Consider the following 25269-nt stretch of genomic DNA (forward strand, 5'->3'; position numbering starts at 1 on the left):
ATGTTGAAAGTCGAAGTTTATCGTTACAACCCGGATACCGATTCGGCGCCAAAAATGGAGTCGTTCGACGTCGATACCGGCGGCAAGGACCTGATGGTGCTGGATGTATTGGCACTGATCAAGGAAAAGGACGAGGGTTTCTCGTACCGTCGCTCCTGCCGTGAAGGCGTTTGCGGTTCCGATGGCATGAACATGAACGGCAAGAACGGCCTGGCCTGCATCACCCCGCTGTCGGCGGTGGTGAAAGGCGGCAAGCTGGTTCTGCGTCCTCTGCCAGGCCTGCCGGTCATTCGTGACCTGGTGGTCGATATGAGCATCTTCTACAAGCAGTACGAGAAGGTGAAGCCGTTCCTGCAGAACGACACCCCGGCCCCGGCCATCGAGCGCCTGCAGTCGCCGGAAGACCGTGACAAGCTGGACGGCCTGTACGAGTGCATCCTGTGCGCTTGCTGCTCGACTTCCTGCCCGTCGTTCTGGTGGAACCCGGACAAGTTCCTGGGCCCGGCAGCATTGCTGCAAGCCTACCGCTTCCTTGCCGACAGCCGCGATACCAAGACTCAGGAGCGCCTGGCGTCCCTGGATGACCCGTTCAGCGTATTCCGCTGCCGCGGGATCATGAACTGCGTAAACGTTTGCCCGAAAGGTCTGAACCCGACCAAGGCAATCGGTCACGTACGTAACATGCTGCTGCAAAGCGGCACCTGATACAAAGCGTTGTACCTGCAGTAAGCCGAGGTGCGGGTGGTGAGCCCGCACTGAGGTAAAACCCGAACAAGGGCCCACAAAGCCCGCGTTCATTACCTATGAAGATATGAGACCAGCAGGGGCTTTCCGGGCTGGTACCCGGAAAATCAGCAGGATCCAGGTGGCGTGGTTCAGTCGCTGTTTTCGGACTTTTCCAGGTTTGCTGTGGCTCTCGCCGATCAGTCCCCTAATCGAGGGTGACCAAGCATGCAAGAAAGCGTGATGCAGCGCATGTGGGATAGCGCCCACCTTTCAGGTGGTAACGCTGCATATGTGGAAGAGCTCTACGAGCTCTACCTGCACGACCCTAACGCTGTGCCAGAAGAGTGGCGCACTTACTTCCAGAAGTTGCCAGCCGACGGCAGCACCGCTACTGATGTATCGCACTCGACAATCCGCGACCATTTCGTACTGCTGGCAAAGAACCAGCGCCGCGCCCAACCGGTTTCCGCCGGGAGCGTGAGCAGTGAACACGAGAAGAAGCAGGTTGAAGTTCTGCGACTGATCCAGGCCTATCGTATGCGCGGCCATCAGGCTGCGAAGCTCGACCCGTTGGGGTTGTGGCAGCGCCCTGCGCCCGTAGACCTGTCGATCAATCACTACGGCTTGACCAATGCCGATCTTGATACGACCTTCCGTGCCGGCGACCTGTTCATCGGCAAAGAGGAGGCGAGCCTACGCGACATCTTCGATGCACTCCAGAAGACATATTGTCGCACCATTGGCGCCGAATTCACCCACATCGTCGATTCCGAGCAGCGCAGCTGGTTCCAGCAGCGCCTGGAAAGCGTGCGCGGCCGTCCGGAGTTTTCCGCTGACGTGCAGGCCCACCTGCTCGAGCGCGTGACCGCCGGTGAGGGCCTGGAAAAGTACCTGGGCACCAAGTACCCGGGCACCAAGCGTTTCGGCCTTGAAGGCGGCGAGAGCCTGATTCCGATGCTGGATGAAATGATCCAGCGTTCCGGTTCTTACGGCGCCAAGGAGGTCGTGATCGGCATGGCCCACCGTGGCCGTCTGAACGTGCTGGTGAACACCTTCGGCAAGAACCCGCGCGAGCTGTTCGACGAGTTCGAAGGCAAGAAGATGAACGAGCTGGGCTCCGGTGACGTGAAGTATCACCAGGGCTTCTCCTCGAACGTGATGACCCCGGGTGGCGAAGTGCACCTGGCCATGGCGTTCAACCCGTCCCACCTGGAAATCGTTTCGCCGGTGGTCGAGGGTTCGGTGCGCGCCCGTCAGGACCGCCGCAACGATACCGTTGGCGACAAGGTGCTGCCGATCTCGATCCACGGCGACGCTGCGTTCGCTGGCCAGGGCGTGGTCATGGAAACCTTCCAGATGTCGCAGACCCGCGGGTTCAAGACCGGCGGTACCGTGCACATCGTGATCAACAACCAGGTTGGTTTCACCATCAGCAACCCGCTGGATGCGCGCTCCACCGAGTACGCGACCGACGTTGCCAAGATGATCCAGGCACCGATCCTGCACGTGAACGGCGATGACCCGGAAGCCGTGCTGTTCGTCACCCAGCTGGCCATCGACTACCGCATGCAGTTCAAGCGTGACGTGGTCATCGACCTGGTCTGCTACCGTCGCCGTGGCCACAACGAGGCTGACGAGCCTAACGGCACCCAGCCGCTGATGTACCAGCAAATCAGCAAGCAGCGCACTACCCGTGAGCTGTATGCCGAGCAGCTGATCCAGGCCGGTCGCATCGACGCCGAGCGCGCTCAGGCCAAGATCGACGAGTACCGCAACGCGCTGGACAATGGCCTGCACGTGGTGAAAAGCCTGGTCAAGGAGCCGAACCGCGAGCTGTTCGTCGACTGGCGTCCGTACCTGGGCCATGCCTGGACCGCGCGTCACGACACCCGTTTCGACCTCAAGACCCTGCAGGATCTGTCGGCCAAGCTGCTCGAGCTGCCGGAAGGTTTCGTGGTCCAGCGTCAGGTGTCGAAGATCTACGAAGACCGTCAGAAGATGCAGGCCGGTGGCTTGCCGATCAACTGGGGTTATGCAGAGACGATGGCTTACGCCACCCTGCAGTTCGAAGGTCACCCGATCCGCATGACCGGCCAGGACATTGGCCGTGGCACCTTCTCGCACCGTCACGCGGTGCTGCACAACCAGAAGGACGCCAGCACCTACATTCCGTTGCAGAACCTGTTCCCAGGCCAGCCACGTTTCGATCTGTACGATTCGTTCCTGTCCGAGGAGGCGGTACTGGCCTTCGAATACGGCTACTCCACCACCATGCCGAACGCGCTGGTGATCTGGGAAGCCCAGTTCGGCGACTTCGCCAACGGTGCGCAAGTGGTGATCGACCAGTTCATCACCAGTGGTGAGCACAAGTGGGGCCGCCTGTGTGGCCTGACCATGCTGCTGCCACACGGCTATGAAGGGCAGGGGCCGGAGCACTCCTCCGCGCGTCTGGAGCGTTACCTGCAGCTGTGCGCCGAGCACAACATCCAGGTCTGCGTACCGACGACGCCGGCACAGATTTACCACCTGCTGCGTCGCCAGGTCATTCGCCCGCTGCGCAAACCGCTGGTAGTCCTGACGCCGAAGTCGTTGCTGCGCCACAAGCTGGCCATCTCGACCCTGGAAGACCTGGCAGAAGGCTCGTTCCAGACCGTGATCCCGGAAATCGACGCAATCGATCCGGCCAAGGTCGAGCGTCTGGTGCTGTGCAGCGGCAAGGTCTACTACGACCTGCTGGAAAAACGCCGTGCCGAAGGCCGCGAAGACATCGCCATCCTGCGTATCGAGCAGCTGTATCCGTTCCCTGAGGACGATCTGGTCGAAATCCTCGCCCCTTACACCAACCTCAAGCATGCGGTCTGGTGTCAGGAAGAGCCGATGAACCAGGGCGCCTGGTACAGCAGCCAGCACCACATGCGCCGTATCCTGGGCCGCCACAACAAGGCACTGGTCCTGGAATACGCCGGTCGCGACGCTTCTGCCGCGCCAGCCTGTGGTTACGCTTCGAAGCACGCCGAACAGCAGGAAAAACTGCTGCAAGACGCCTTCACTGTCTAACGCCTTCGCGCACCTGAAACCGAATTTAAGGAAACACAGATAATGGCTATCGAGATCAAAGCCCCAACCTTCCCGGAATCGGTTGCCGATGGCACCGTTGCCACCTGGCACAAGAAGCCGGGCGAAGCCGTCAAGCGTGACGAGCTGATCGTCGACATCGAGACTGACAAGGTTGTTCTGGAAGTACTGGCTACTGCCGATGGCGTGCTGGGCGACATCGTCAAGGGCGAGGGCGACACCGTCCTGTCCGACGAATTGCTGGGTTCGATCGTTGAGGGTGGTGCTGCCGCTGCGCCAGCCGCGGCCGCCGCGCCTGCAGCTGCTCCGGCTGCTGCCAGCGCTGATGCTGGCGAAGATGACCCGATCGCTGCCCCGGCTGCGCGCAAGCTGGCTGAAGAAAACGGCATCGACCTGGCTACCGTTGCAGGTACCGGTAAAGGCGGTCGCGTCACCAAGGAAGACGTGGTTGCTGCTGTTGCCAAGAAGAAGTCGGCACCTGCCGCTGCACCGGCTGCCAAGCCTGCCGCTGCTGCCGCTGCCCCGGTTGTCGTCGCCGCTGGCGACCGTACCGAGAAGCGCGTGCCGATGACCCGCCTGCGTGCCAAGATCGCCGAGCGCCTGGTCGAAGCCCAGTCGAACATGGCGATGCTGACCACCTTCAACGAAGTGGACATGACCGAAGTCATGGCCCTGCGTTCGAAGTACAAGGACCTGTTCGAGAAGACCCACAATGGCGTGCGCCTGGGCTTCATGTCGTTCTTCGTCAAGGCTGCTACCGAAGCGCTGAAACGCTTCCCGGCTGTCAACGCCTCGATCGACGGCAACGACATCGTCTACCACGGCTTCGCCGACGTCGGTGTTGCCGTGTCCAGCGACCGTGGCCTGGTGGTGCCGGTGCTGCGTAACGCCGAGTCGATGAGCCTGGCTGAAATCGAGAACGGCATCGCTACCTTCGGCAAGAAGGCCCGTGACGGCAAACTGTCCATCGAAGAGATGACCGGTGGCACCTTCACCATCACCAACGGTGGCACCTTCGGTTCGATGATGTCGACCCCGATCGTCAACCCGCCGCAGGCCGCCATTCTCGGCATGCACAACATCATCCAGCGCCCGATGGCCATCAATGGCCAGGTCGTGATTCGCCCGATGATGTACCTGGCGCTGTCGTACGATCACCGCCTGATCGACGGCAAGGAAGCGGTAACCTTCCTGGTCACTATCAAGAACCTGCTGGAAGATCCGTCCCGCCTGCTGCTGGACATCTAACCCTCTGGCTGCGTACCGTGCCGGGCCTGGCTTCGCAAGAAGCCAGGCCGCGCGGTTCGCGGCTTGTAGCTTGTAGCTGATAAGGAATCTTTTATGACCCAGAAATTCGACGTAGTGGTAATCGGTGCAGGCCCAGGCGGCTATGTGGCTGCCATCAAGGCTGCCCAACTTGGTCTGAAGACTGCCTGTATCGAGAAGTACACCGACGCCGAGGGCAAACTGGCCCTGGGCGGCACCTGCCTGAACGTAGGTTGCATTCCTTCCAAGGCGCTGCTGGACAGCTCCTGGAAGTACAAGGAAGCCAAAGAGAGCTTCAACGTCCACGGTATCTCCACTGGCGAAGTGAAGATGGACGTCGCCGCGATGGTTGGCCGCAAGGCCGGCATCGTCAAGAACCTGACCGGTGGCGTTGCCACCCTGTTCAAGGCCAACGGCGTCACTTCGATCCAGGGCCACGGCAAGCTGCTGGCCGGCAAGAAGGTCGAAGTCACCAAGGCTGACGGCACCACCGAAGTCATCGAAGCCGAGAACGTGATCCTGGCTTCCGGCTCGCGCCCGATCGACATTCCGCCGGCCCCGGTCGACCAGAATGTCATCGTCGACTCCACCGGCGCCCTGGAATTCCAGGCCGTACCGAAGCGCCTGGGCGTTATCGGTGCAGGCGTGATCGGCCTGGAGCTGGGCTCGGTATGGGCTCGCCTGGGTGCTGAAGTGACCGTCCTGGAAGCCCTGGACACCTTCCTGATGGCTGCCGACACCGCCGTGTCGAAAGAAGCCCAGAAGACCCTGACCAAGCAAGGCCTGGACATCAAGCTGGGCGCTCGCGTCACCGGCTCGAAAGTCAACGGCAATGAAGTCGAAGTGACCTACACCAACGCCGAAGGCGAGCAGAAGATCACCTTCGACAAGCTGATTGTTGCAGTCGGTCGTCGCCCGGTGACCACCGATCTGCTGGCTTCCGACAGCGGCGTGACCATCGACGAGCGTGGCTACATCTTCGTCGACGATTACTGCGCCACCAGCGTTCCGGGCGTGTACGCCATCGGTGACGTGGTACGCGGTATGATGCTGGCCCACAAGGCTTCGGAAGAGGGCATCATGGTCGTCGAGCGCATCAAGGGCCACAAGGCCCAGATGAACTACGACCTGATCCCGTCGGTCATCTACACCCACCCGGAAATCGCGTGGGTCGGCAAGACCGAACAGGCCTTGAAGGCCGAGGGCGTTGAGGTTAACGTGGGCACCTTCCCGTTCGCGGCCAGCGGCCGTGCGATGGCTGCCAACGACACCGGTGGTTTCGTCAAGGTCATCGCCGATGCCAAGACCGACCGCGTTCTGGGTGTTCACGTGATTGGCCCATCGGCTGCCGAACTGGTGCAGCAGGGCGCAATCGCAATGGAATTCGGCACCAGTGCCGAGGATCTGGGCATGATGGTCTTCAGCCATCCAACCCTGTCCGAAGCGTTGCATGAAGCAGCGCTGGCGGTGAATGGCGGCGCCATTCACGTGGCCAACCGTAAGAAGCGTTAATTATAAGAAACCACGGCGGGCTGCCCGTCGTGAGTCTTGCGTGCATGACTCACCGCGGAAAGTCCGCCGGACCGGATCACACGGGAAACCCGGGGTCAACGGTCACAGGTGGTGCGGCGCCACTGATGGCGCAGCGCCGAAGCGCAGTACCTAACGAAGACGGTAAAAAGCATGAATCTTCACGAGTATCAGGGTAAGCAGCTGTTCGCTGAGTACGGCCTGCCAGTTTCCAAGGGTTTCGCAGTCGACACCCCTGAGCAAGCTGCAGAAGCCTGCGACAAGATCGGCGGGAACGAGTGGGTTGTAAAAGCCCAGGTTCACGCGGGTGGTCGCGGTAAAGCGGGCGGCGTAAAGCTGGTTCGCAGCAAGGAAGACGCCAAGGCGTTCGCTGCACAGTGGTTGGGCAAGAATCTGGTTACCTACCAGACCGATGCCAACGGTCAACCCGTCTCCAAGATTCTGGTCGAATCCTGCACTGACATCGCCAAAGAGCTGTACCTGGGCGCTGTAGTCGATCGTTCGAGCCGCCGTATCGTGTTCATGGCTTCCACCGAAGGTGGCGTGGACATCGAGAAAGTCGCTCACGAAACGCCTGAGAAAATCCTCAAGGCCACCATCGACCCACTGGTTGGCGCTCAGCCGTTCCAGGGTCGCGAGCTGGCTTTCCAGCTGGGCCTTGAAGGCAAGCAAGTTCAACAGTTCGCCAAGATCTTCGTTGGTCTGGCCAAGCTGTTCAAGGATCATGACCTGGCGCTGCTGGAAGTGAACCCGCTGGTGATCAAGGCCGATGGCGACCTGCACTGCCTCGATGCCAAGATCAACATCGACGCCAACGCCATGTACCGTCAGCCGAAGCTGAAAACCTTCCACGACCCGTCGCAGGACGACGCCCGTGAAGCCCACGCTGCCAAGTTCGAACTGAACTACGTTGCCCTTGAAGGCAACATCGGCTGCATGGTCAACGGTGCCGGCCTGGCCATGGGTACCATGGACATCGTCAACCTGCACGGCGGCAAGCCGGCCAACTTCCTCGACGTTGGCGGTGGTGCTACCAAAGAGCGCGTTACCGAAGCGTTCAAGATCATTCTGTCCGACAGCAATGTCGCGGCCGTTCTGGTCAACATCTTCGGCGGCATCGTTCGCTGCGACATGATTGCCGAAGGCATCATCGGTGCAGTGAAAGAAGTCGGCGTTAAAGTTCCGGTCGTCGTTCGCCTCGAAGGCAACAACGCCGAACTGGGCGCTAAAGTACTGGCAGAAAGCGGTTTGAACATCATTGCGGCAACCAGCCTGACCGACGCTGCTCAACAAGTTGTCAAAGCTGCGGAGGGCAAGTAATGAGCGTCCTGATCAATAAAGATACCAAAGTCATCTGCCAGGGCTTCACCGGCTCGCAGGGTACTTTCCACTCCGAACAGGCCATTGCCTACGGCACCAAGATGGTCGGCGGCGTAACCCCAGGCAAGGGTGGCACCACCCACCTGGGCCTGCCGGTGTTCAACACCGTCAAGGAAGCCGTGGAAGCGACCGGCGCTGACGCTTCGGTCATCTACGTACCGGCTCCGTTCTGCAAAGACTCGATCCTGGAAGCTGCCTTTGGCGGCATCAAGCTGATCGTCTGCATCACCGAAGGCATTCCTACCCTGGACATGCTGGATGCCAAGGTCAAGTGCGACGAGCTGGGCGTGACCCTGATCGGCCCTAACTGCCCAGGTGTCATCACCCCGGGCGAGTGCAAGATCGGCATCATGCCAGGCCACATCCACTTGCCAGGCAAGGTCGGTATCGTTTCGCGTTCCGGCACCCTGACCTACGAAGCTGTGAAGCAGACCACCGACGCCGGCTTCGGCCAGTCGACCTGCGTCGGCATCGGCGGTGACCCGATCCCGGGCTCCAACTTCATCGACATCCTGAAGCTGTTCCAGGAAGACCCGAAGACTGAAGCGATCGTCATGATCGGTGAGATCGGCGGTTCGGCTGAAGAAGAAGCTGCGGCCTACATCAAGGCCCACGTCACCAAGCCTGTCGTTTCCTACATCGCCGGTGTTACTGCACCTGCGGGCAAGCGCATGGGCCACGCTGGCGCCATCATCTCCGGCGGCAAGGGCACTGCGGACGAGAAGTTCGCCGCCCTGCAGGACGCGGGTGTGAAAACCGTGCGTTCCCTGGCTGACATCGGCAAGGCCCTGGCCGAGCTGACTGGCTGGGAAGCCAAGAAGTAATACTGCTACACCCCCCACGCGCACAGAGGCCACCTTCGGGTGGCCTTTGTCGTATGTGGGGTTCGCAGGAGCGGGTTTACCCGCGAAGAGGCCGGTGCTGGCAATAGAGATTCTTCGATAGGTTTGATAGGAATTTTCACGCAGACGAATGTTTCAATCCGAGGATAATACCTGCCGTCCTCGGTCACACAGACGACAAACATGTACGCACATCGGACAAGCAGCACTGTGCCAGTGCGTTTGACTGACAAACCAGTTACATTACGCGTTCACTCTGTGCCCGTACCCCAAAAGGGAACGACACGCTAAACGGGTCTGGCCTATCAAGCCGGGCAGCATTTCCCCTTACCCAAAGGGAAATCCCCTCTCGAATCCCGATTTCAGCAGTGTGGTACTACCTTAAATGAAAGTTCTCAAAGGCCAGGATATCCTGGCGCTTGGCTTTATGACGTTTGCGCTTTTCGTGGGTGCAGGCAATATCATCTTCCCGCCTATCGTCGGCCTGCAGTCTGGCCCGCACGTATGGATGGCGGCCTTGGGCTTCCTGGTCACTGCCGTGGGCCTGCCGGTCATCACGGTGGTCGCTCTGGCCAAGGTCGGTGGCGGCATGGATGCACTGAGCAGCCCGATCGGCAAGTTCTTCGGCGGCCTGCTGGCAGCCGTGTGCTACCTGTCGGTCGGCCCATTGTTCGCCACCCCGCGTACGGCCACCGTGTCGTTCGAAGTGGGCGTTGCACCGCTGACCGGTGAAAGCCCGCTGGCGCTGTTCATCTACAGCCTGGTGTACTTCATCGTCGTGCTGGCCGTGTCCATGTACCCTGGCAAGTTGCTCGACACCGTGGGCCGCTTCCTGGCACCGTTGAAGATCATTGCCCTGGCAGTACTGGGCATCGCTGCCTTCGCGCTGCCCGCCGGTAGCATTGGTGACGCACAGCCTGCCTATGCCGCCGCTGCGTTCTCCAAGGGCTTCTCCGATGGCTACCTGACCATGGATACCCTGGGTGCCCTGGTGTTCGGTATCGTCATTGTCAATGCCATTCGCTCGCGCGGTGTCGAGTCGCCGAGGCTGATTACCCGCTACGCCATCATCGCCGGCCTGATCGCCGGTGTCGGGCTGGCCCTGGTCTACATCAGCCTGTTCCGCCTGGGTGCCACCAGCCACGACATCGCGGCTGACGCCACCAACGGTGCGGCGGTGCTGCATGCCTACGTACAGCACACCTTCGGCTCCCTGGGCAGCGGCTTCCTCGCCGTGCTGATCGCGCTGGCCTGCCTGGTGACCGCGGTTGGCCTGACCTGTGCCTGCGCCGAGTACTTCAGCCAGATCCTGCCGCTGTCGTACCGCGCGCTGGTGGTGATCCTTGCCGGCTTCTCGCTGCTGATTTCCAACCTTGGCCTGACCAAGCTGATCATGTTCTCGATCCCGGTGCTCACCGCCATCTATCCGCCGTGCATCGTGGTGGTTGGCCTGAGCTTCGTGAAAGACCTGTGGAACTCGCCAACGCGCATCCTGGCGCCCGTGATGCTGGTCTCGCTGCTGTTCGGCATGGTCGATGCGATCAAGGGCAGCAGCCTTGCCCACGTGTTGCCAGACTTCATGGCGCACCTGCCATTGAGTGATGCCGGCATGGCCTGGCTGGTACCTTCAGTGGTGACCCTGGTGGGTGCCGTGGCCTGCGACCGCATGCTCGGCAAGCCGCGCGAGGCGCTGGCCTGACTGAACAAGTTGAAGCCTGAGGGCGGCACCGGCCACAAGCCGAAGGGTGCCCGCCAAGGGTGAAAACAAGAGAGCCCCGTATCCGAAAGGATGCGGGGCTTTTTGCTGTTTGCCGGTTTCGGCCTCTTCGCAACAGGTAATGCATTTTTCAGTGTGCAGGTGTGCCTTTTGCCGCTTGCCAGCGTCGAAATCCGGTCCCTATCCTTTAGGCACATGGCCCTTTCGGTAACCCTGCATGAACTTCATCCAAAGCAACCTCAACAACCTGCTGGCCATCGCCTGGTTCGCCCTGTGCTGGGGTGGCTATACCCGCTATGCGATCTGGAAGGGGCGCGACACCGCGTGCCTGGCCAGCGTGCTGCACTTGTACCGCGAAGACTGGATGCGCCGCATGCTGCTGCGCGACAACCGCATCGCCGATGCCAGCGTGATCGGTAACCTGGAGCGCAACGCTTCGTTCTTCGCCTCCAGCACCCTGATCATTCTGGCTGGCATCCTCACCGTGCTCGGTGCCTCCGACCGGGCACTGTCGTTGCTGGCCGACCTGCCGCTGGTTCAGCAAACATCCCAGGGCATGTCGGAGATCAAGCTGCTGTGCCTGGCCATGGTATTTGTCTATGCCTTCTTCACGTTCAGCTGGTGCATGCGCCAATACAACTTTGCCGCCGTGCTGGTGGGCTCGGCGCCGATGATCGGCGAACGGCTGGTCAATGAGCTGGAGCGCAAGGCATTCGCCTCCCGCGCGGCGCGGGTATTGTCGTTGGCGGCTAACCAGTTCAACCTGGGGCTGCGTTCGTATTACTTCGGCATGGCCATGTTGAGCTGGTTTATCAGCCCATGGTTGTTCATGGCGATGAGTGTGGGAGTAGTGCTGATTCTGTACCGTCGAGAGTTCCATTCGGATGTACTCGATGTGATGGTGTTCACACCGACCGAAAGTGTACTGTCGGAGCCGGCCAAGGAAAGCTCGGTTGTTTCCAACTGAAACGATTAATCGAAAGTTCGCAGGCACAAAAAAACCCGACATCGTCGGGTTTTTTTGTTTTAGCCAATTACTGCTTGGCAGGTTCTGCCGGTGTAGTAGGAGCCGGAGTAGCCGGAGCGGCTTCTTCGGCAGCCTTCTGCTCGGCTTCGGCCTGATCTTTGGCAGCTTCGGCGTTTTCCTCGGCGGCTTCGTTCATCTTATCCTGAGCTTCACCCATTTTTTCCTGGGCTTGCTCGGCGTGTTGCTGTGCGTCCTGGGCTTTGTCTTCGCTCGCTTTATCGCAAGCAGCCAGGCCCATGGCAGCGGCCAGCATCAGAGCAAAAGCAAAAGGTTTACGCATGGGGGTGTTTCTCCTTGGTGGAATAAGTGACTTGTTCCTTCGAGTACAACTACGCGGAATAAGTTCAACGAAGATTACAGATATATAACGTCCCGTTCTACATGGACTTTTTAACGAATTTATGCCGCTGCCCTGCGGCCGATGGGAACAGCCGATGAGCGATTCAACCTTGATGGCAATGGCCGAGCGCTTTCTCTCGGCGTTAAAACATTGTCAGTTGTTGCAGATGCGCGTGGCGCAGGCTGATGGCGATGGCATGACCCTGGTCCTGCCGTGGTCGCCGGCGATTGTCGGCAACCCGCAAACCGGTGCCGTGCACGGCGGTGCGCTGACCACGCTGATGGACACCACCTGTGGCATGGCCACATTGTGTGTGCTGCCGCGCTTCGAAGTGTGCCCGACGTTGGACCTGCGCATCGACTACATGCACCCGGCTGAGGCCGGCAAGGACATCTACGGCCACGCCCAGTGCTACCGTGTTACCCGCGACGTGATCTTCACCCGTGGCACCGCCTACCAGGACGACCCCGACCAGCCCATCTGCCAGGTGGTGGGCACGTTCATGCGCCTGGGCCAGGACATCAAGGGCGGCATCCGTTTCGGCGACAGTCTGAAGGAGGGCAAGGCATGATTCCGCACGCGGTACGCCAACAGCTCAACGCCGCCCATGCGGTGGGCGACTATCGACCGTTGCTGGCACTGATTCCCTATGCCGGGCTGATCGGCATCGAATGCGAGCGTCAGGGCGATGACGTGTTGTTCCGCCTGCCGGCCAGCCCGGACAATATCGGCAACCCACTGCTACCGGCTATTCATGGCGGCGTGATCGCCGGCTTCATGGAGCTGTCGGCAGCGCTGTACCTGCTGATCTACAGCGAGAGCGCAAGCATTCCGAAGATCATCGACTTTTCCATCGACTACCTGCGCGCCGGGCATTTTCGCGATACCTACGCCCAGTGCCAGCTGTGGCGCCAGGGCCGGCGGGTGACCAACGTGGCCATCACCGCCTGGCAGGGCGACAGGCAGTCGCCGATTGCTACGGCCCGTGCGCATTTCAAGATCGAACCGGAAAAGCCCTTGAAATCATCCGGGCAGCCCCCATCTGCATGACATCCGCCGTTAACGCTGGCCGAACCGGCCGCCAGGCGCCAACGCCATCAGATCGGAGTTTCGAAGACCATGACTGTGGAAACACAAAAGGAAACGCTGGGCTTCCAGACCGAGGTGAAGCAACTGCTGCACCTCATGATTCACTCGCTGTACTCGAACAAGGAAATCTTCCTGCGGGAGCTGATTTCCAACGCTTCCGACGCCGCCGACAAGCTGCGTTTCGAAGCCCTGGCCAAGCCAGAGCTGTTCGAGGGCGATGCTGACCTGAAGATTCGCCTGAGCTTCGACAAGGACGCCGGTACCGTGACCCTCGAGGACAACGGCATCGGCATGAGCCGCGAAGACGTCATTGCCCACCTGGGCACCATCGCCAAGTCCGGCACTGCCGACTTCATGAAAAACCTCACCGGTGACCAGAAGAAGGACTCGCACCTGATCGGTCAGTTCGGCGTGGGCTTCTACTCCGCGTTCATCGTTGCCGACAAGGTCGACGTGTACAGCCGCCGTGCGGGCCAGCCAGCGGCCGAAGGTGTGCACTGGTCGTCGAAAGGCGAGGGCGAGTTCGAAGTCGCCACCATCGACAAACCACAGCGCGGTACCCGTATCGTCCTGCACCTGAAGAAGGACGAGCAGGAGTTCGCCGATGGCTGGCGCCTGCGCAACGTGGTCAAGAAGTACTCCGACCACATCGCCCTGCCGATTCAACTGCCGAAAGAGCAGGCCGCCGCCGAAGGTGAAGAGCAGCCGGCCGAAGAGTGGGAAACCGTCAACCGCGCCAGCGCCCTGTGGACCCGTTCGCGCACCGAGGTGAAGGACGAGGAGTACCAGGAGTTCTACAAGCACATCGGCCATGACTTCGAAAACCCGCTGGCCTGGAGCCACAACAAGGTCGAAGGCAAGCTCGAATACAACTCGCTGCTGTACGTGCCGGCCCGTGCGCCGTTCGACCTGTACCAGCGCGAAGCGCCGCGTGGCCTGAAGCTGTACGTGCAGCGTGTGTTCATCATGGACCAGGCCGAGTCGTTCCTGCCGCTGTACCTGCGCTTCATCAAGGGTGTGGTCGATTCCAATGACCTGTCGCTGAACGTGTCGCGTGAAATCCTGCAGAAAGACCCGATCATCGATTCGATGAAGACCGCGCTGACCAAGCGCGTGCTGGACATGCTGGAGAAGCTGGCGAAGAACGAACCCGAGAAATACAAGGGCTTCTGGAAAAACTTCGGTCAGGTGCTGAAAGAAGGCCCGGCCGAAGACTTCGCCAACAAGGAGAAAATCGCCGGTCTGCTGCGCTTTGCGTCCACCCAGGACGACAGCGGCGAGCAGAGCGTCGCCCTGGCCGACTACCTGGCCCGCGCCAAGGAAGGTCAGGACAAGATCTATTACCTCACCGGCGAGTCGTACGCGCAGGTCAAGAACAGCCCGCACCTGGAAGTCTTCCGCAAGAAAGGCATCGAAGTGCTGCTGCTCACTGATCGCATCGACGAGTGGCTGATGAGCTACCTCAACGAATTCGACGGCAAGGCCTTTGTCGATATTGCCCGTGGCGACCTGGACCTGGGCAAGCTGGATTCGGAAGAAGACAAGAAAGCTCAGGAAGAAGTCGCCAAGGACAAGGAAGGTCTGGTCGAGCGACTGAAAGGTGCGCTGGGTGACAGCGTGGCCGAAGTGCGCGTCTCGCACCGCCTGACCGACTCGCCGGCGATCCTGGCCATTGGCGAGCAGGACCTGGGCCTGCAGATGCGCCAGATCCTGGAAGCCAGCGGGCAGAAAGTGCCGGAGTCCAAGCCGATCTTCGAGTTCAACCCGAGCCACCCGCTGATCGAGAAGCTGGATCACGAGCAGAGCGAAGACCGTTTCGCCGAGCTGTCGCACATCCTGTTCGATCAGGCGGCCCTGGCGGCTGGTGACAGCCTGAAGGACCCGGCGGCTTACGTTCGTCGCCTGAACAAGCTACTGGTCGAGCTGTCTGCTTGAGTTGATGCACAGCAAAGCCCGCTTCGGCGGGCTTTTTTATGACGAGTGCCAAAGGAGTGCTTGATGAGCAAAGTAATCGTCGAATCGCTGGTTTATCACCTATCTGGCAAGACCTACGAAAGCCGTTTGGTCTATGAGCCGGGTGCGCTGGGCCGCCCAGGGCTGGTGATGGCGCCGAACTGGATGGGCATTGGTGAAGGTGCTGAGCGCATTGCCAAGGAAGTGGCCGAGAAGGGCTATGTGGTGCTGATCGCCGACCTGTACGGGCAATCGGTGCGCCCGTCCAATGCCGATGAGGCAGGCGTGGCGATGATGCCGCTGAAGAATGACCGTGGCGAACTGCGCAAGCGCATGCAGGAGGCCTTGGCGCAATTGCTGGGGCAGTCGAAGGCGTTGCTGGAGCCTGGCAAGGTGGCCACCTTCGGCTTCTGCTTCGGTGGCTGCTGTGCCTTGGAACTGGCCCGTAGCGGCGCTGACCTGCGTGCGGCCGTATCGTTCCACGGCACCCTGGACACGCCGAATCCTGAAGATGCCAAGCGCATCAAGGGCTCGGTGCTGGTGTTGCATGGTGCCTCTGATCCATTGGTGCCTAAAGAGCAGCTGCCGGCATTCGAAGACGAGATGAACGCAGCCAAGGTGGACTGGCAGTTGCTCAGTTATGGCGGCGCGGTGCACTCGTTTACCGACCCGAATGCCAATATGCCGGGCAAGATGCAGTATGACCGACGCACTTCCGAGCGAGCGTTCCGTTCGATGCATAATCTGCTGAGTGAAGTGTTCCAGCGTTGAGCTTGCAGGGGGCTGCTTTGCAGCCCTTCGCGGGTGAACCCGCTCCTACGCGACGGCCTGCGCCCAATCACCAATGTGCGTTCACCCTCGATCTGGGTGTAGGAGCGGGTTTACCCGCGAATACGGTGGCGGCGGCAACGGTGAACCGCGGGTGGAGATTGGCCAGCAGGGCCGGCCCTTTCGCGGGTGAACCCGCTCCTACACGACGGCCTGTGTCCAATCACCAATGTGTCCACCCTTGCTTCGGCGTAGGAGCGGGTTTACCCGCGAATACGGTAGCGGCATCAACGGTGAACGGCGGGTGGAAATTGGCCGGCAGGTCCGGCCTCTTCGCGGGTAAACCCGCTCCTACACGACGGGCTGCGCCCAACCGTCGACCTGTGTCCACCCCCGATCACCGAGGTAACTCGATCCTCGAATGTTCCCCCGGCACCACCGGCCAATCCCCCGCAGCCCACCTGGCCCGAGCCCGCTCGATCAGCTCCGGGTCGCTGGCCACGAAATTCCAGTTCATCCGACGCGGCCCATCCAGCGGTGCGCCGCCAATCAGTACCAATTGGCATTCACCCTCCGCATACAACGTCACCTCTTCCCCCTCGGGCAGTACCACCAGGCTGCACGGTTCCACGTCTTCATCGTTCATCGTCAGCTCACCATCGAGCAGGTACAGCGCCCGCTGCACATGCTCATTCGGTACCAGCAAGGTGGTTGCCGGTTGCATCCGTACATGCGCATAAAGGGTAGGGGACAGCACCGGCACCGGCGACACCAGGCAGAACCCGCTGCCAGCAATCATGCAGATACGCACACCCAGGCTGTCACTGACGGGCAAGCTCGCGGCGGGGTGATGGCTGTAGCTTGCCGGGCCTTGCTCAAACTCGCGTGGCGATGCCAGCCATACCTGCAGCCCATGCAGGCGCGAGCCATGGGCCAGGGCATCTTCCGGGGTGCGCTCGACATGGGCGACGCCGCTGCCCGCAGTCATCCAGCTGACATCACCGGGCAGCACCCGCTGCGCCGAGCCGAGGCTGTCCTTGTGCAGGATTGCGCCTTCGAACAGGTAGGTCAGGGTCGACAAGCCGATATGCGGATGCTGGCGGATATCCATGCCATGCCCCGGGGCATAGTCTGTTTCGAGCATGTGGTCGAAGAACACGAACGGGCCGACGCTGCGGCACTGGGCTGACGGCAGCGGGCGCAGGATCGGCTGGCCCTCGACCGTCTCGGCTCGGGGGTGGATGACCAGTGGGCTGCTCATGGGGAAGGCTCCAGGCACGGTGGAAGTGCCTCAAGCATAGCGGTTTGCCCGCCGTGGCTGAACCGTCTTGGCGGCCGCCTGGTCTACTGGGTTCGTACTTGCAAGAGGAGGATGACCATGACCGCCAGAGCGCTGGCTTGTGTGCTGTTGTTCGGCTGGCTGTGCCAGGGGGCCCAGGCGCGCGAGTACCGCTACAGTGATGCCCACCTGCACTACGTGGACTTCTTCCAGGAAAGTGAAGGCATGCCGGCGCTGATCAAGGCCATGGATGCCGCAGGGGTTGAGCAGTCGATGATTTCAGGCATACCGGTGGCCAAGAAATGGCACGAAGACGAACCCAAGCGCCCGCGCTACTACGCCGGTGATGACGCTGATGCCTACTGGTACAGCGCCACTGATACTTACGTGGCGGCGGCGCTGCAGCAATTGCCAAGTGAGCAGCGCAAGCGCTTCCACCCGTTCCTCAGCGGTTTCAACCCGGTGGACAAGAATGCGGTCAGCCATATCGAGCGCATGCTCGATTTGTACCCGGGCCTTTGGCAGGGCATCGGCGAGGTGTTCACCCGACATGATGACCTGACAGCGCTGACCAGTGGCGACACGCCACGTGCCAATAATGAGGCCATGACGCGTATCTACCACCTGGCGGCCGAGCGCGACCTGCCCGTTCTGCTGCATTCCAACATCACCTCCAAGCGCGAGCGCAACCCACTGTACCTGGCGGAGATCGAAGAGCCGCTGCGCAATCACCCGCATACGCGATTCATCTGGGCGCATGCGGGCAGCAGCATGGAGATACATCGCCACCAGACGCAGATGGACTTTCTACTGCCGGTGCTGACGCGATTGCTGGAGGACTACCCGAACCTGTATGTCGATTTGTCGTGGAGTGTGCTGCAGCCGTATTTGCTGGATGAGCAGGGCGCGCCGCGCAAGGAATGGCTGGCGCTGGTCGAGAAGTACCCGGAGCGGTTCATGCTGGGGTCGGATGTGGTGGGGCGGTTTGGCAGCCTGGGGGAGCAGATGCACGGGTTCAAGCCGTTTCTGGATGCCTTGCCGGAGTCGGTGGCGCACAAGGTGGCCCGGGAGAACTTTCTGGCGGTGTTGCCCAAGGTACAGCAGTGACCTGTGCGGGCCTCTTCGCGGGTAAACCCGCTCCTACAGGGTGGGCACAGCGCTGAAGGCTTGTGTGGTGGGTTTACCCGCGAAGAGGCCAGCACAGGCAACCAAACAAAAACGCCCCGAACCAGTCGGGGCGTTTTCATTTACAGCAGCAGCGTCTTACTTGCCTTCCCAGCGCTTGAGCACCAGGGTGGCGTTGGTGCCGCCGAAGCCGAAGCTGTTGCTCATGACCGTGTCGATCTTGGCGTTTTCTTCGGTTTTACGCAGGATTGGCAAGTCGGCGACTTCCGCGTCCAGCTCGTCGATGTTGGCAGAGCCGGCGATGAAGTTGTTTTCCATCATCAGCAGGCAGTAGATCGCCTCGTGCACGCCGGCAGCGCCCAGCGAGTGACCCGACAGGCTCTTGGTGGAGCTGATCTTCGGAGCCTTGTCGCCGAACACGGCACGCACGCCCTTGATCTCGGCCACGTCACCGACCGGAGTCGAGGTACCGTGGGTGTTCAGGTAGTCGATCGGGGTGTCGACAGTGGAAAGCGCCTGCTGCATGCAGCGGATGGCGCCTTCGCCGCTCGGTGCAACCATGTCGTAGCCGTCGGAAGTCGCACCGTAGCCAACGATTTCGGCGTAGATCTTGGCGCCGCGGGCCAGGGCGTGTTCCAGTTCCTCGACCACGACCATGCCGCCACCGCCAGCGATGACGAAGCCATCACGGTCAGCGTCGTAGGCGCGCGAGGCCAGTTCCGGGGTTTCGTTGCGCTTGGTCGACAGGGCGCCCATGGCATCGAACAGGAACGACTGGCTCCAGTGCTCTTCTTCACCACCACCGGCGAAGACGATGTCCTGCTTGCCCCACTGGATCTGCTCCAGTGCGGTACCGATGCAGTGAGCCGAGGTGGCGCAGGCCGACGAGATCGAGTAGTTGATGCCCTTGATCTTGAACGGGGTGGCCAGGCATGCCGAAACGGTGCTGCCCATGGTGCGGGTAACGCGGTATGGGCCGACGCGCTTGACGCCTTTCTCACGCAGGGTGTCCAGCGCTTCCATCTGGTTCAGGGTCGAGGCGCCGCCGGAACCCGCCACCAGGCCGGTACGCGGGTTGGAAACCTGCTCTTCGGTCAGGCCAGCGTCCTTGATCGCGTCCTGCATGGCCAGGTAGGCGTAGGCAGCCGCATGGCCGACGAAGCGGTAAACCTTGCGGTCGATCAGTTCTTCGAGGTTGAGGTCGATGGACCCGGAAACCTGGCTACGCAGCCCCATTTCCTTGTATTCCGGGTTGAAACGGATACCCGGACGGCTGTTGCGCAGGTTTTCGGTGACGGTAGCTTTGTCATTGCCCAGGCACGATACGATGCCCAGACCAGTGATAACGACGCGGCGCATGCGAATAACCCTTAGAAATTGTCAGTGGAGGTGAACACGCCGACCCGCAGGCCTTCGGCAGTGTAGATCTCGCGGCCGTCGACGCTGACCGAGCCATCGGCGATGGCCATGTTCAGCTTGCCCTTCAGGACGCGCTTGATGTGAATGTTGTACGTGACTTTCTTGGCTTCAGGCAGTACCTGGCCAAAGAATTTCACCTCGCCCGAACCCAGGGCGCGGCCACGGCCCGGCAGGCCCTGCCAGCCGAGGAAGAAGCCAACCAGCTGCCACATGGCGTCGAGGCCCAGGCAGCCCGGCATTACCGGATCGCCTTCGAAATGGCAGGCGAAGAACCACAGGTCCGGGTTGATATCCAGCTCGGCGACCAATTCACCTTTGCCGTACTTGCCGCCTTCTTCGCTGATATGGGTGATGCGATCGACCATCAGCATGTTCGGCGCGGGCAGTTGCGCATTACCTGGGCCGAACAGCTCACCGCGACTGCAGCGCAGCAGGTCTTCCCGAGTAAAGGCGTGTTGTTTGGTCATGCGAGCTCCTCAATAACCCCCTGCGGCAGGGGATGAATCTTCCCGGCCGGCCCGAAAACCAAGCGCTTCGAGACGGCAGCCTACAGGTAGACTATTGCGTTGTGGTGAAAGTCACAGCGCACCTGGTGAAAGAAGTACAGGTGTGCACTGAAACGTCTATTTTCAGGTCCGATGAAGGTCCTGTCCAGTGTTTAAGACTGCCGCACTTTAGCATTTATCGCCAGTCGCGGTTGTCTGACCGGGTAACCAGCGCTGCAGCACCTGCTGCAATTCGGTGCGGCGCAAGGGTTTGCTCAGGTAATCGTCCATACCGGCGGCCATGCAACGTTCACGATCGCCCTGCAACGCGTTGGCGGTCAGGGCGATGATCGGTAGCCCAGCGCCGTTGGGCAACTGGCGGATGCGTCGGGTGGCTTCATAGCCGTCCAGGTGCGGCAGGCGGCAATCCATCAGCACGGCAGCAAAGCGCTGCCGGCCGACCAGTTCGACGGCTTCAAGGCCATCTTCTGCCGTGCATACTGCCAGCCCCAGGCTGCGCAGCATGGCTTCCACGACGCTCCGGTTGACCGGATTGTCCTCCACCAGCAGTACCTGATCATTGTCCGGCACCGTCGTTCGTACAGTCGTTGGCGGCGTCAACGGGACGGGGGCAGGGTTGGCAAGGGCCAACGGCATCTCCAGGGTGAAGGTCGAACCCAGGCCTTCACGGCTTTCACCGCGTAGCTTGCCGCCCATGCGCTCGGCCAGGGTACGAGCGATCGACAGCCCCAGCCCGGTGCCGCCATAACGACGGGAAATCGAGCTGTCGGCCTGCTGGAAGGCGACGAACATCATTTCCAGGCGGTCGCTGTCGATGCCGATGCCGGTGTCGCGCACGCTGCAGGTCAGCCAGATCAACTGCCGGTCGAGCACCTGCCAGCGTGCGTCGACTTGCACCTGGCCGCGTTCGGTGAACTTCAGGGCGTTGCCTATCAGGTTCAGCAGGATCTGGCGGATGCGCGTGGGGTCGCCGTTCACCTGCAGCTGCTCGATGCCGGCCGGCAGTTGCAGGTGCAGGCCCAGGCCGCGTTGCTGGGCGCTGTGCTGGAACGACTGGACACTGTTGGTGATCAGCTCGCCCAGGTTGAAGTCGATGTGCTCCAGCTGCAGCGCGGCGCGTTCGATGCGCGAAAAATCGAGGATGTCGTTGATGACCTTGAGCAAATGCCCGGTGGACTCGCTGGCCACTGCCGTGTAATCGGCCTGTTCACTGCTTAGCGGTGTGGTTTCCAGCAGTTGCAGCATGCCCAGCACGCCATTCATCGGGGTGCGCAACTCATGGCTCATCATCGCCAGGAAATCCGATTTGGCACGGTTGGCCTGTTCGGCCTCCTCGCGGGCCTGGATCAGTTCGGCGATGGCCTGCTTCTGTTCATCGCTGGCCTGCTCCAGGGCGCTGGCCAGGTTATTGATGTGGCGGGCCAAGTGGCCCAGCTCGCTGTCGTCGACGACCGGCAAGGGGGTGTTGTACTCGCCTTGCTGAATCGCCTTGACCGCGTGGCCCATGTCGCTGATCGGCTTGGCCAGGCTCAGGGCCAGGCGGCGTGCCAGCAAGAAGGTGAACAGCAGGGCGAACATCGCCAGGATCCCGGCCTTGATCACGATTTCCTGCTGGCGCTGACTGAAGGCGTCATCGGACATGCCGACGATCACGCGGCCCAGGTAGTCGTCACCGATGGCCGGGGTGGTGGCTTTGCCCTGTTGCAGGAAGTCGTTGTCCAGGCGGATTTGCTGCAGGCGAATGGGCGCCTGGAACACCTCGACCTGTTGCGCGCGGTTGGCACTTTCATCGGACTGCTCGACGTACACCAGGATGTGGTTGCGGCTGTCCTGCACTTCCAGAAAGCGCACGTGCGGGATGCTGAGGGTGGCACGCATCAGCCCTTCAAGCACTTCGTTGTTGCCCGAAATCACCCCATATTCCGACGCCGGTGCCAACTGGTTGGCGATCAGTTGCCCGGTGTGGTTGAGTTCCTGGCGCAGGTCCTGGATGCGTACGAAGGTAAAGAAGCTGATCAAGAGCAAGGTCAGTAGCAGCGCGGGGCCGAGACTGATGATCTGCGTGCGGGTATGAATGTCCCAGCTCAAGCGTTTGCTCATTGGGTGGGTTCTCCCTCGGCCAGGGCCTTGACGGCGGCGTTCTGATCGATTGGTTCAAGACCCAGGGCACGGGCCACCTGCTGGTTGCCACTGACGCCGTAACGCACCGGGTACAGGCTTCGCGGCCAGCGCGTCGGCGGCTGGTCGAGCAACTGGTCGAGCACCCACAGCCAGTCGTCCTGGTCGCTGTAGGTACTGGCCAGGGCGCCGGCGCGAACGAAGCCGGCGTTCGGGCCGATCAGTGCCATCTGCCGGCCATAACTGCTCAACAGCAGGTTCTTTGCAGTCTTGGAGTTGTACAAGTCAGGGTCGTCCAGGCCCAGGAGCACATCGCTGTTGCCCAGCAGGTGCTGCAGGGGCCTGTTGTCACGCGGGTCGGACCAGTCCTGGGCCACGATCTCCAGGCCTAGCGGCCGTGCAGCATGGCGCAGTTCGTCCAGCAGAAAGCTGCTGTGCTCGCCGTACAGCACGCCAATGCGCCTGGCCTGCGGCAACAGGTAACGTGCCAGGCGCAGTTGCCGTCCCAGCGGTGCGTCGCTCCACAGCAGTGTGAGGAACGCGGGGCGCGACTTTCCCAGGCGCTGTTCAGCCTGTACCCGGCTGACCCGCATGACCAGCGCCGGCGGGCCGGCGGTTTCCCCCAGGCGCCATTCCAGTGCTGCGTTGTCGAGCAGGATCAGGCGTTGGTCGGCTTTGAGCTTGCCCGGGCGCGGCAGGTTGGCGGTGGTTTGAAACTGCACATGATCGTGTGGCCGGCGGCTTTCCAGGGCGGCGATGAAGCTGCGGACACCGGGCTGGTCCTCAGCCCCCACCAGCAGGACTTCGCTGGCGGACAAAGGCCCCAACGGCCACAGGCAGAGCAGCAACAGGCGCAGCAGCAGGGCCATCAGAACTCCAGCTCCGCGCTCACGCTCAGGCGGTGACGGCTGTCATAACGGTTCTGCAGGGCCGAGGTGGGTTCATCGTCCAGGCGCTGCTGCCACAGCGCCGCCAGCTCCAGGTTGCTGCCATACACCCGAAAACGCTTGGCCAGGCGCAGGTCCAGACGCTCGTAGCGGTACTGGTTGAGGGCATCGTCGCCGTAGTAGAACAGCGCGCTCGACCAGCCGGCACCCCATTCGCGCATCCACCCGGCCGAGCCGCTGTTACGGGCGCTGAGGCGACGGTCGTCGGGGTTGCTGGCCCAGGCATCGACGTAGGCATAGGTCAGGCGCAGGCGGTCGCGCAGGGTGGGGCGCCAGTCCATTTGCGCCTCGCTGCCGCTGAAACGGGCCTTGTTGGCGTTGCTGGCGATGTACTGGTTGTTCCTCAGAGGCTCGCTGATCATGCCGGTGATCTCGTCGTAGAACAGCTTCACATCCAGGCTCAGGTCGAGGTCGCTGAAGTAGCCGTTGTAGCCTAGCTCGCGCGAGCGCATGCGCTCCTGTTCAAGGTCGCCAGGGCCACGGGTCTTGACGAAGTACTCACCGTTTTGCAGGCCGAATGAATTGGGGGTGAGGTTCTTGACCGTGTAACTCCAGTTGACGTTGTTCTCGAACATGTCGGGCGAGCGCACCGCTTCGGAGTACACCGCACGCAGGCCGTGGCGCGGGGTGATCAGGTAGTTGACCGCCACGCGCGGGGTCAGCGAACTGCCAGACAGGCGCGAGTCTTCGAACATGGCCCCACCTTGCAGTATCCAGTGCTCGTCGGCCCGCCATTCCAGCTGGCCGAACAGGCGCCATGTCTGGTCGTCGATGCTGCCGTTGAAGTAGGTCTGCGAGTCGGCGCGATCATAGCGGTAGTTCATGCCACTGAGCAGACGCAGGCTGTCGGTCAGGCTCAGGGTGTCCTGGATTTCCAGGTCGTAGCGGGTTTCACGGGTGCTCTGATCGACATCGCCGCAGACCTGCTGCTTTCCACCCTCATCCCATTGTTGCTGCACTTTCTGCAGAAGCCCTTTCAGGGCAGGGTCGTCAGTGGAAAGGGGGGCGCCAGTCGCAATGCCGCGCGCCACTTTTTCGGCGAAGTCGGGGTTCATCTGCCAGAGCTGGGTCAGTTCGGGGCTGAACGACTGCAAGGCATCACAGGCGCGCCACACTTGCTGGCGATCAAAATGCTGGGCTGAGCCCTGGATATAAAGGCTGTGTTCAGCGCTGAAGTCCTTGGTCCAGCGCAACGAGCCCGCATAGTCCTTGGCGTTGACGTCGGCATTGTTCCCGGACTCGTACTGCTGGAACACCGGCTGGTAGGTGTAGGGCCGCTGATTGCTGCCTTCCTTGGCCGCCAGTTGCCACTCCAGGGTCTGGTCGACCGCCAGGTTGTGGTTGGCGCTGAGGTTGAAGCGGGTCAGGCGGCGGCTGTCGCGGTAGTCCTGGCCGAACTGGTTCTCATCGAAGCCGTCGTCCTGTTGGCCCGACAGCGACAGGCGCATGTCGCCACCGTCCCAACCCAAGCCGTGGCTGGCATAGAAGTCGTTGATACCGTCCTGGCCGCGTGTCACTTTCAGCCGCGTACCATGGCTGTCGGCGGGTTTGCGGGTGAGGATGTTGACCACCGCCATCAGCGCGTTGGCGCCATAGCTGACGGTATTCGGGCCGCGGAATACCTCGATGCGCTCGATATCCTCCATGGCCAAGGGGATGTCGCTCCAGTCCACCGTGGCCAGGCCTGCGCGGTATACCGAGCGGCCATCGATCAATACCTGCATGCGCCGTGCGTCGTTGACGTTGCTGCCGTGGTAGTTGACCGTGGGTTGATTACCGGCACCGTAGCCGATCATCATGCCCGGTACCAGGCGCAGCAGTTCGGGGATGTCACGGGCACCGCTGGCGCGAATCAGTTCGCTGTCGAGTACGGTCATGCTGCCCGGGACAGCGGCGGGGGATTGTTTCAGGCGTGTGGCGGTCAGAACCTGTGGCAGGTCGGTGTTGTCGATGAACAGGTCGTCGGCCACGGCCTGACCGCCGAGCAGGGCGGTCAATAACAGCAGGCGCGGGTACGGGGGCGTGCCAGGGAACACGGAGCGGCCTTTGTTTCAGGATTGAAACAGGCATGGTAACTGACCGTGGGGGTTTTGCCAGTGGGTGTCGGGCGTACGTCTTGAAAAGTACCGCGTGGCGGCGCTCGATCTCGACGGCTCCGAAAA

At 61.4% G+C, this 25269-nt stretch carries 20 protein-coding genes; 13 read left to right on the forward strand and 7 right to left on the reverse strand.

Features of this window, described 5'->3' with window-relative positions; all coding sequences use genetic code 11:
- The 8 genes from AC3RCM_RS08865 to AC3RCM_RS08900 all read left to right on the forward strand — a co-directional run bounded on the left by AC3RCM_RS08865 (window position 1) and on the right by AC3RCM_RS08900 (window position 11503).
- Window positions 1-705 (forward strand): succinate dehydrogenase iron-sulfur subunit, encoded by a 705-nt coding sequence (locus AC3RCM_RS08865; protein WP_003254212.1) that lies wholly within the window; start codon window positions 1-3, stop codon window positions 703-705.
- 246 nt (window positions 706-951) lie between these two features.
- Window positions 952-3783, forward strand: coding sequence for a 2-oxoglutarate dehydrogenase E1 component (locus tag AC3RCM_RS08870; RefSeq protein WP_003254210.1), 2832 nt, complete (start codon window positions 952-954; stop codon window positions 3781-3783).
- 42 nt (window positions 3784-3825) lie between these two features.
- Window positions 3826-5049, forward strand: a complete 1224-nt coding sequence (gene odhB, locus AC3RCM_RS08875; RefSeq protein ID WP_064493140.1) for a 2-oxoglutarate dehydrogenase complex dihydrolipoyllysine-residue succinyltransferase — start codon at window positions 3826-3828, stop codon at window positions 5047-5049.
- Between the two features lie 93 nt (window positions 5050-5142).
- Window positions 5143-6579 carry a dihydrolipoyl dehydrogenase gene (gene lpdA, locus AC3RCM_RS08880; protein WP_010954949.1) on the forward strand — a complete coding sequence of 479 codons (1437 nt, stop codon included), beginning with the start codon at window positions 5143-5145 and terminating at the stop codon, window positions 6577-6579.
- A 171-nt stretch (window positions 6580-6750) separates the two neighbouring features.
- The gene (sucC, locus tag AC3RCM_RS08885; protein WP_003254205.1) at window positions 6751-7917 is read left to right on the forward strand and encodes an ADP-forming succinate--CoA ligase subunit beta; all 1167 of its coding nucleotides are present in this window, start codon (window positions 6751-6753) and stop codon (window positions 7915-7917) included.
- The gene (gene sucD / locus AC3RCM_RS08890) at window positions 7917-8801 is read left to right on the forward strand and encodes a succinate--CoA ligase subunit alpha (RefSeq protein WP_003254203.1); all 885 of its coding nucleotides are present in this window, start codon (window positions 7917-7919) and stop codon (window positions 8799-8801) included. The genes sucC and sucD overlap by 1 nt, the downstream gene beginning before the upstream one ends.
- A gap of 403 nt (window positions 8802-9204) precedes the next feature.
- Window positions 9205-10518: a branched-chain amino acid transport system II carrier protein gene (gene brnQ, locus AC3RCM_RS08895; RefSeq protein ID WP_010954948.1), complete on the forward strand. Its 1314-nt coding sequence runs from the start codon at window positions 9205-9207 to the stop codon at window positions 10516-10518.
- Window positions 10519-10753: 235 nt separating this feature from the next.
- Window positions 10754-11503 (forward strand): DUF599 domain-containing protein, encoded by a 750-nt coding sequence (locus AC3RCM_RS08900; protein ID WP_010954947.1) that lies wholly within the window; start codon window positions 10754-10756, stop codon window positions 11501-11503.
- A 67-nt stretch (window positions 11504-11570) separates the two neighbouring features.
- Here the strand turns inward: AC3RCM_RS08900 and AC3RCM_RS08905 are convergent, their stop codons facing one another.
- Entirely contained in the window at window positions 11571-11843 is a 273-nt protein-coding gene (locus AC3RCM_RS08905) for a hypothetical protein (RefSeq protein WP_019437947.1), read from the reverse strand.
- 154 nt (window positions 11844-11997) lie between these two features.
- Between AC3RCM_RS08905 and AC3RCM_RS08910 the strand changes: the two genes are divergently transcribed.
- The 4 genes from AC3RCM_RS08910 (at window position 11998) to AC3RCM_RS08925 (ending at window position 15716) form a co-directional block, all read left to right on the forward strand.
- Window positions 11998-12474 (forward strand): PaaI family thioesterase, encoded by a 477-nt coding sequence (locus AC3RCM_RS08910; protein WP_010954945.1) that lies wholly within the window; start codon window positions 11998-12000, stop codon window positions 12472-12474.
- Window positions 12471-12953, forward strand: a complete 483-nt coding sequence (locus tag AC3RCM_RS08915; protein WP_003251519.1) for a PaaI family thioesterase — start codon at window positions 12471-12473, stop codon at window positions 12951-12953. Before AC3RCM_RS08910 ends, AC3RCM_RS08915 begins: the two co-directional genes overlap by 4 nt.
- Before the next feature lie 69 nt (window positions 12954-13022).
- Window positions 13023-14927 carry a molecular chaperone HtpG gene (htpG, locus tag AC3RCM_RS08920; RefSeq protein ID WP_014590273.1) on the forward strand — a complete coding sequence of 635 codons (1905 nt, stop codon included), beginning with the start codon at window positions 13023-13025 and terminating at the stop codon, window positions 14925-14927.
- Between the two features lie 63 nt (window positions 14928-14990).
- Entirely contained in the window at window positions 14991-15716 is a 726-nt protein-coding gene (locus AC3RCM_RS08925; protein ID WP_010954943.1) for a dienelactone hydrolase family protein, read from the forward strand.
- Window positions 15717-16110: 394 nt separating this feature from the next.
- On the opposite strand, the gene AC3RCM_RS08930 is transcribed toward AC3RCM_RS08925, so the two are convergent.
- On the reverse strand, window positions 16111-16974 hold the full coding sequence (locus AC3RCM_RS08930) for a pirin family protein (RefSeq protein ID WP_064493142.1): 864 nt from the start codon (window positions 16972-16974) through the stop codon (window positions 16111-16113).
- Between the two features lie 117 nt (window positions 16975-17091).
- On the opposite strand from AC3RCM_RS08930, the gene AC3RCM_RS08935 reads away from it, so the two are divergent.
- Complete coding sequence (locus AC3RCM_RS08935) at window positions 17092-18099, forward strand: amidohydrolase family protein (RefSeq protein ID WP_492629527.1); 1008 nt, start codon at window positions 17092-17094, stop codon at window positions 18097-18099.
- Between the two features lie 156 nt (window positions 18100-18255).
- On the opposite strand, the gene fabB is transcribed toward AC3RCM_RS08935, so the two are convergent.
- The 5 genes from fabB to AC3RCM_RS08960 all read right to left on the reverse strand — a co-directional run bounded on the left by fabB (window position 18256) and on the right by AC3RCM_RS08960 (window position 25143).
- Window positions 18256-19476 carry a beta-ketoacyl-ACP synthase I gene (fabB, locus tag AC3RCM_RS08940; RefSeq protein WP_010954940.1) on the reverse strand — a complete coding sequence of 407 codons (1221 nt, stop codon included), beginning with the start codon at window positions 19474-19476 and terminating at the stop codon, window positions 18256-18258.
- An 11-nt stretch (window positions 19477-19487) separates the two neighbouring features.
- Window positions 19488-20003, reverse strand: a complete 516-nt coding sequence (fabA, locus tag AC3RCM_RS08945; RefSeq protein WP_003251509.1) for a 3-hydroxyacyl-[acyl-carrier-protein] dehydratase FabA — start codon at window positions 20001-20003, stop codon at window positions 19488-19490.
- 207 nt (window positions 20004-20210) lie between these two features.
- A complete protein-coding gene (locus tag AC3RCM_RS08950; protein ID WP_492629528.1) occupies window positions 20211-22142 on the reverse strand; it encodes an ATP-binding protein in 1932 nt (643 codons plus the stop codon).
- Entirely contained in the window at window positions 22139-23029 is an 891-nt protein-coding gene (locus tag AC3RCM_RS08955) for an ABC transporter substrate-binding protein (protein WP_020191659.1), read from the reverse strand. Before AC3RCM_RS08955 ends, AC3RCM_RS08950 begins: the two co-directional genes overlap by 4 nt.
- A complete protein-coding gene (locus AC3RCM_RS08960; RefSeq protein ID WP_064493145.1) occupies window positions 23029-25143 on the reverse strand; it encodes a TonB-dependent receptor plug domain-containing protein in 2115 nt (704 codons plus the stop codon). The genes AC3RCM_RS08955 and AC3RCM_RS08960 overlap by 1 nt, the downstream gene beginning before the upstream one ends.
- Between the last annotated feature and the right edge of the window lie 126 nt (window positions 25144-25269).

It is taken from the genome of Pseudomonas sp. GW823-FHT05G12, from assembly GCF_058795575.1.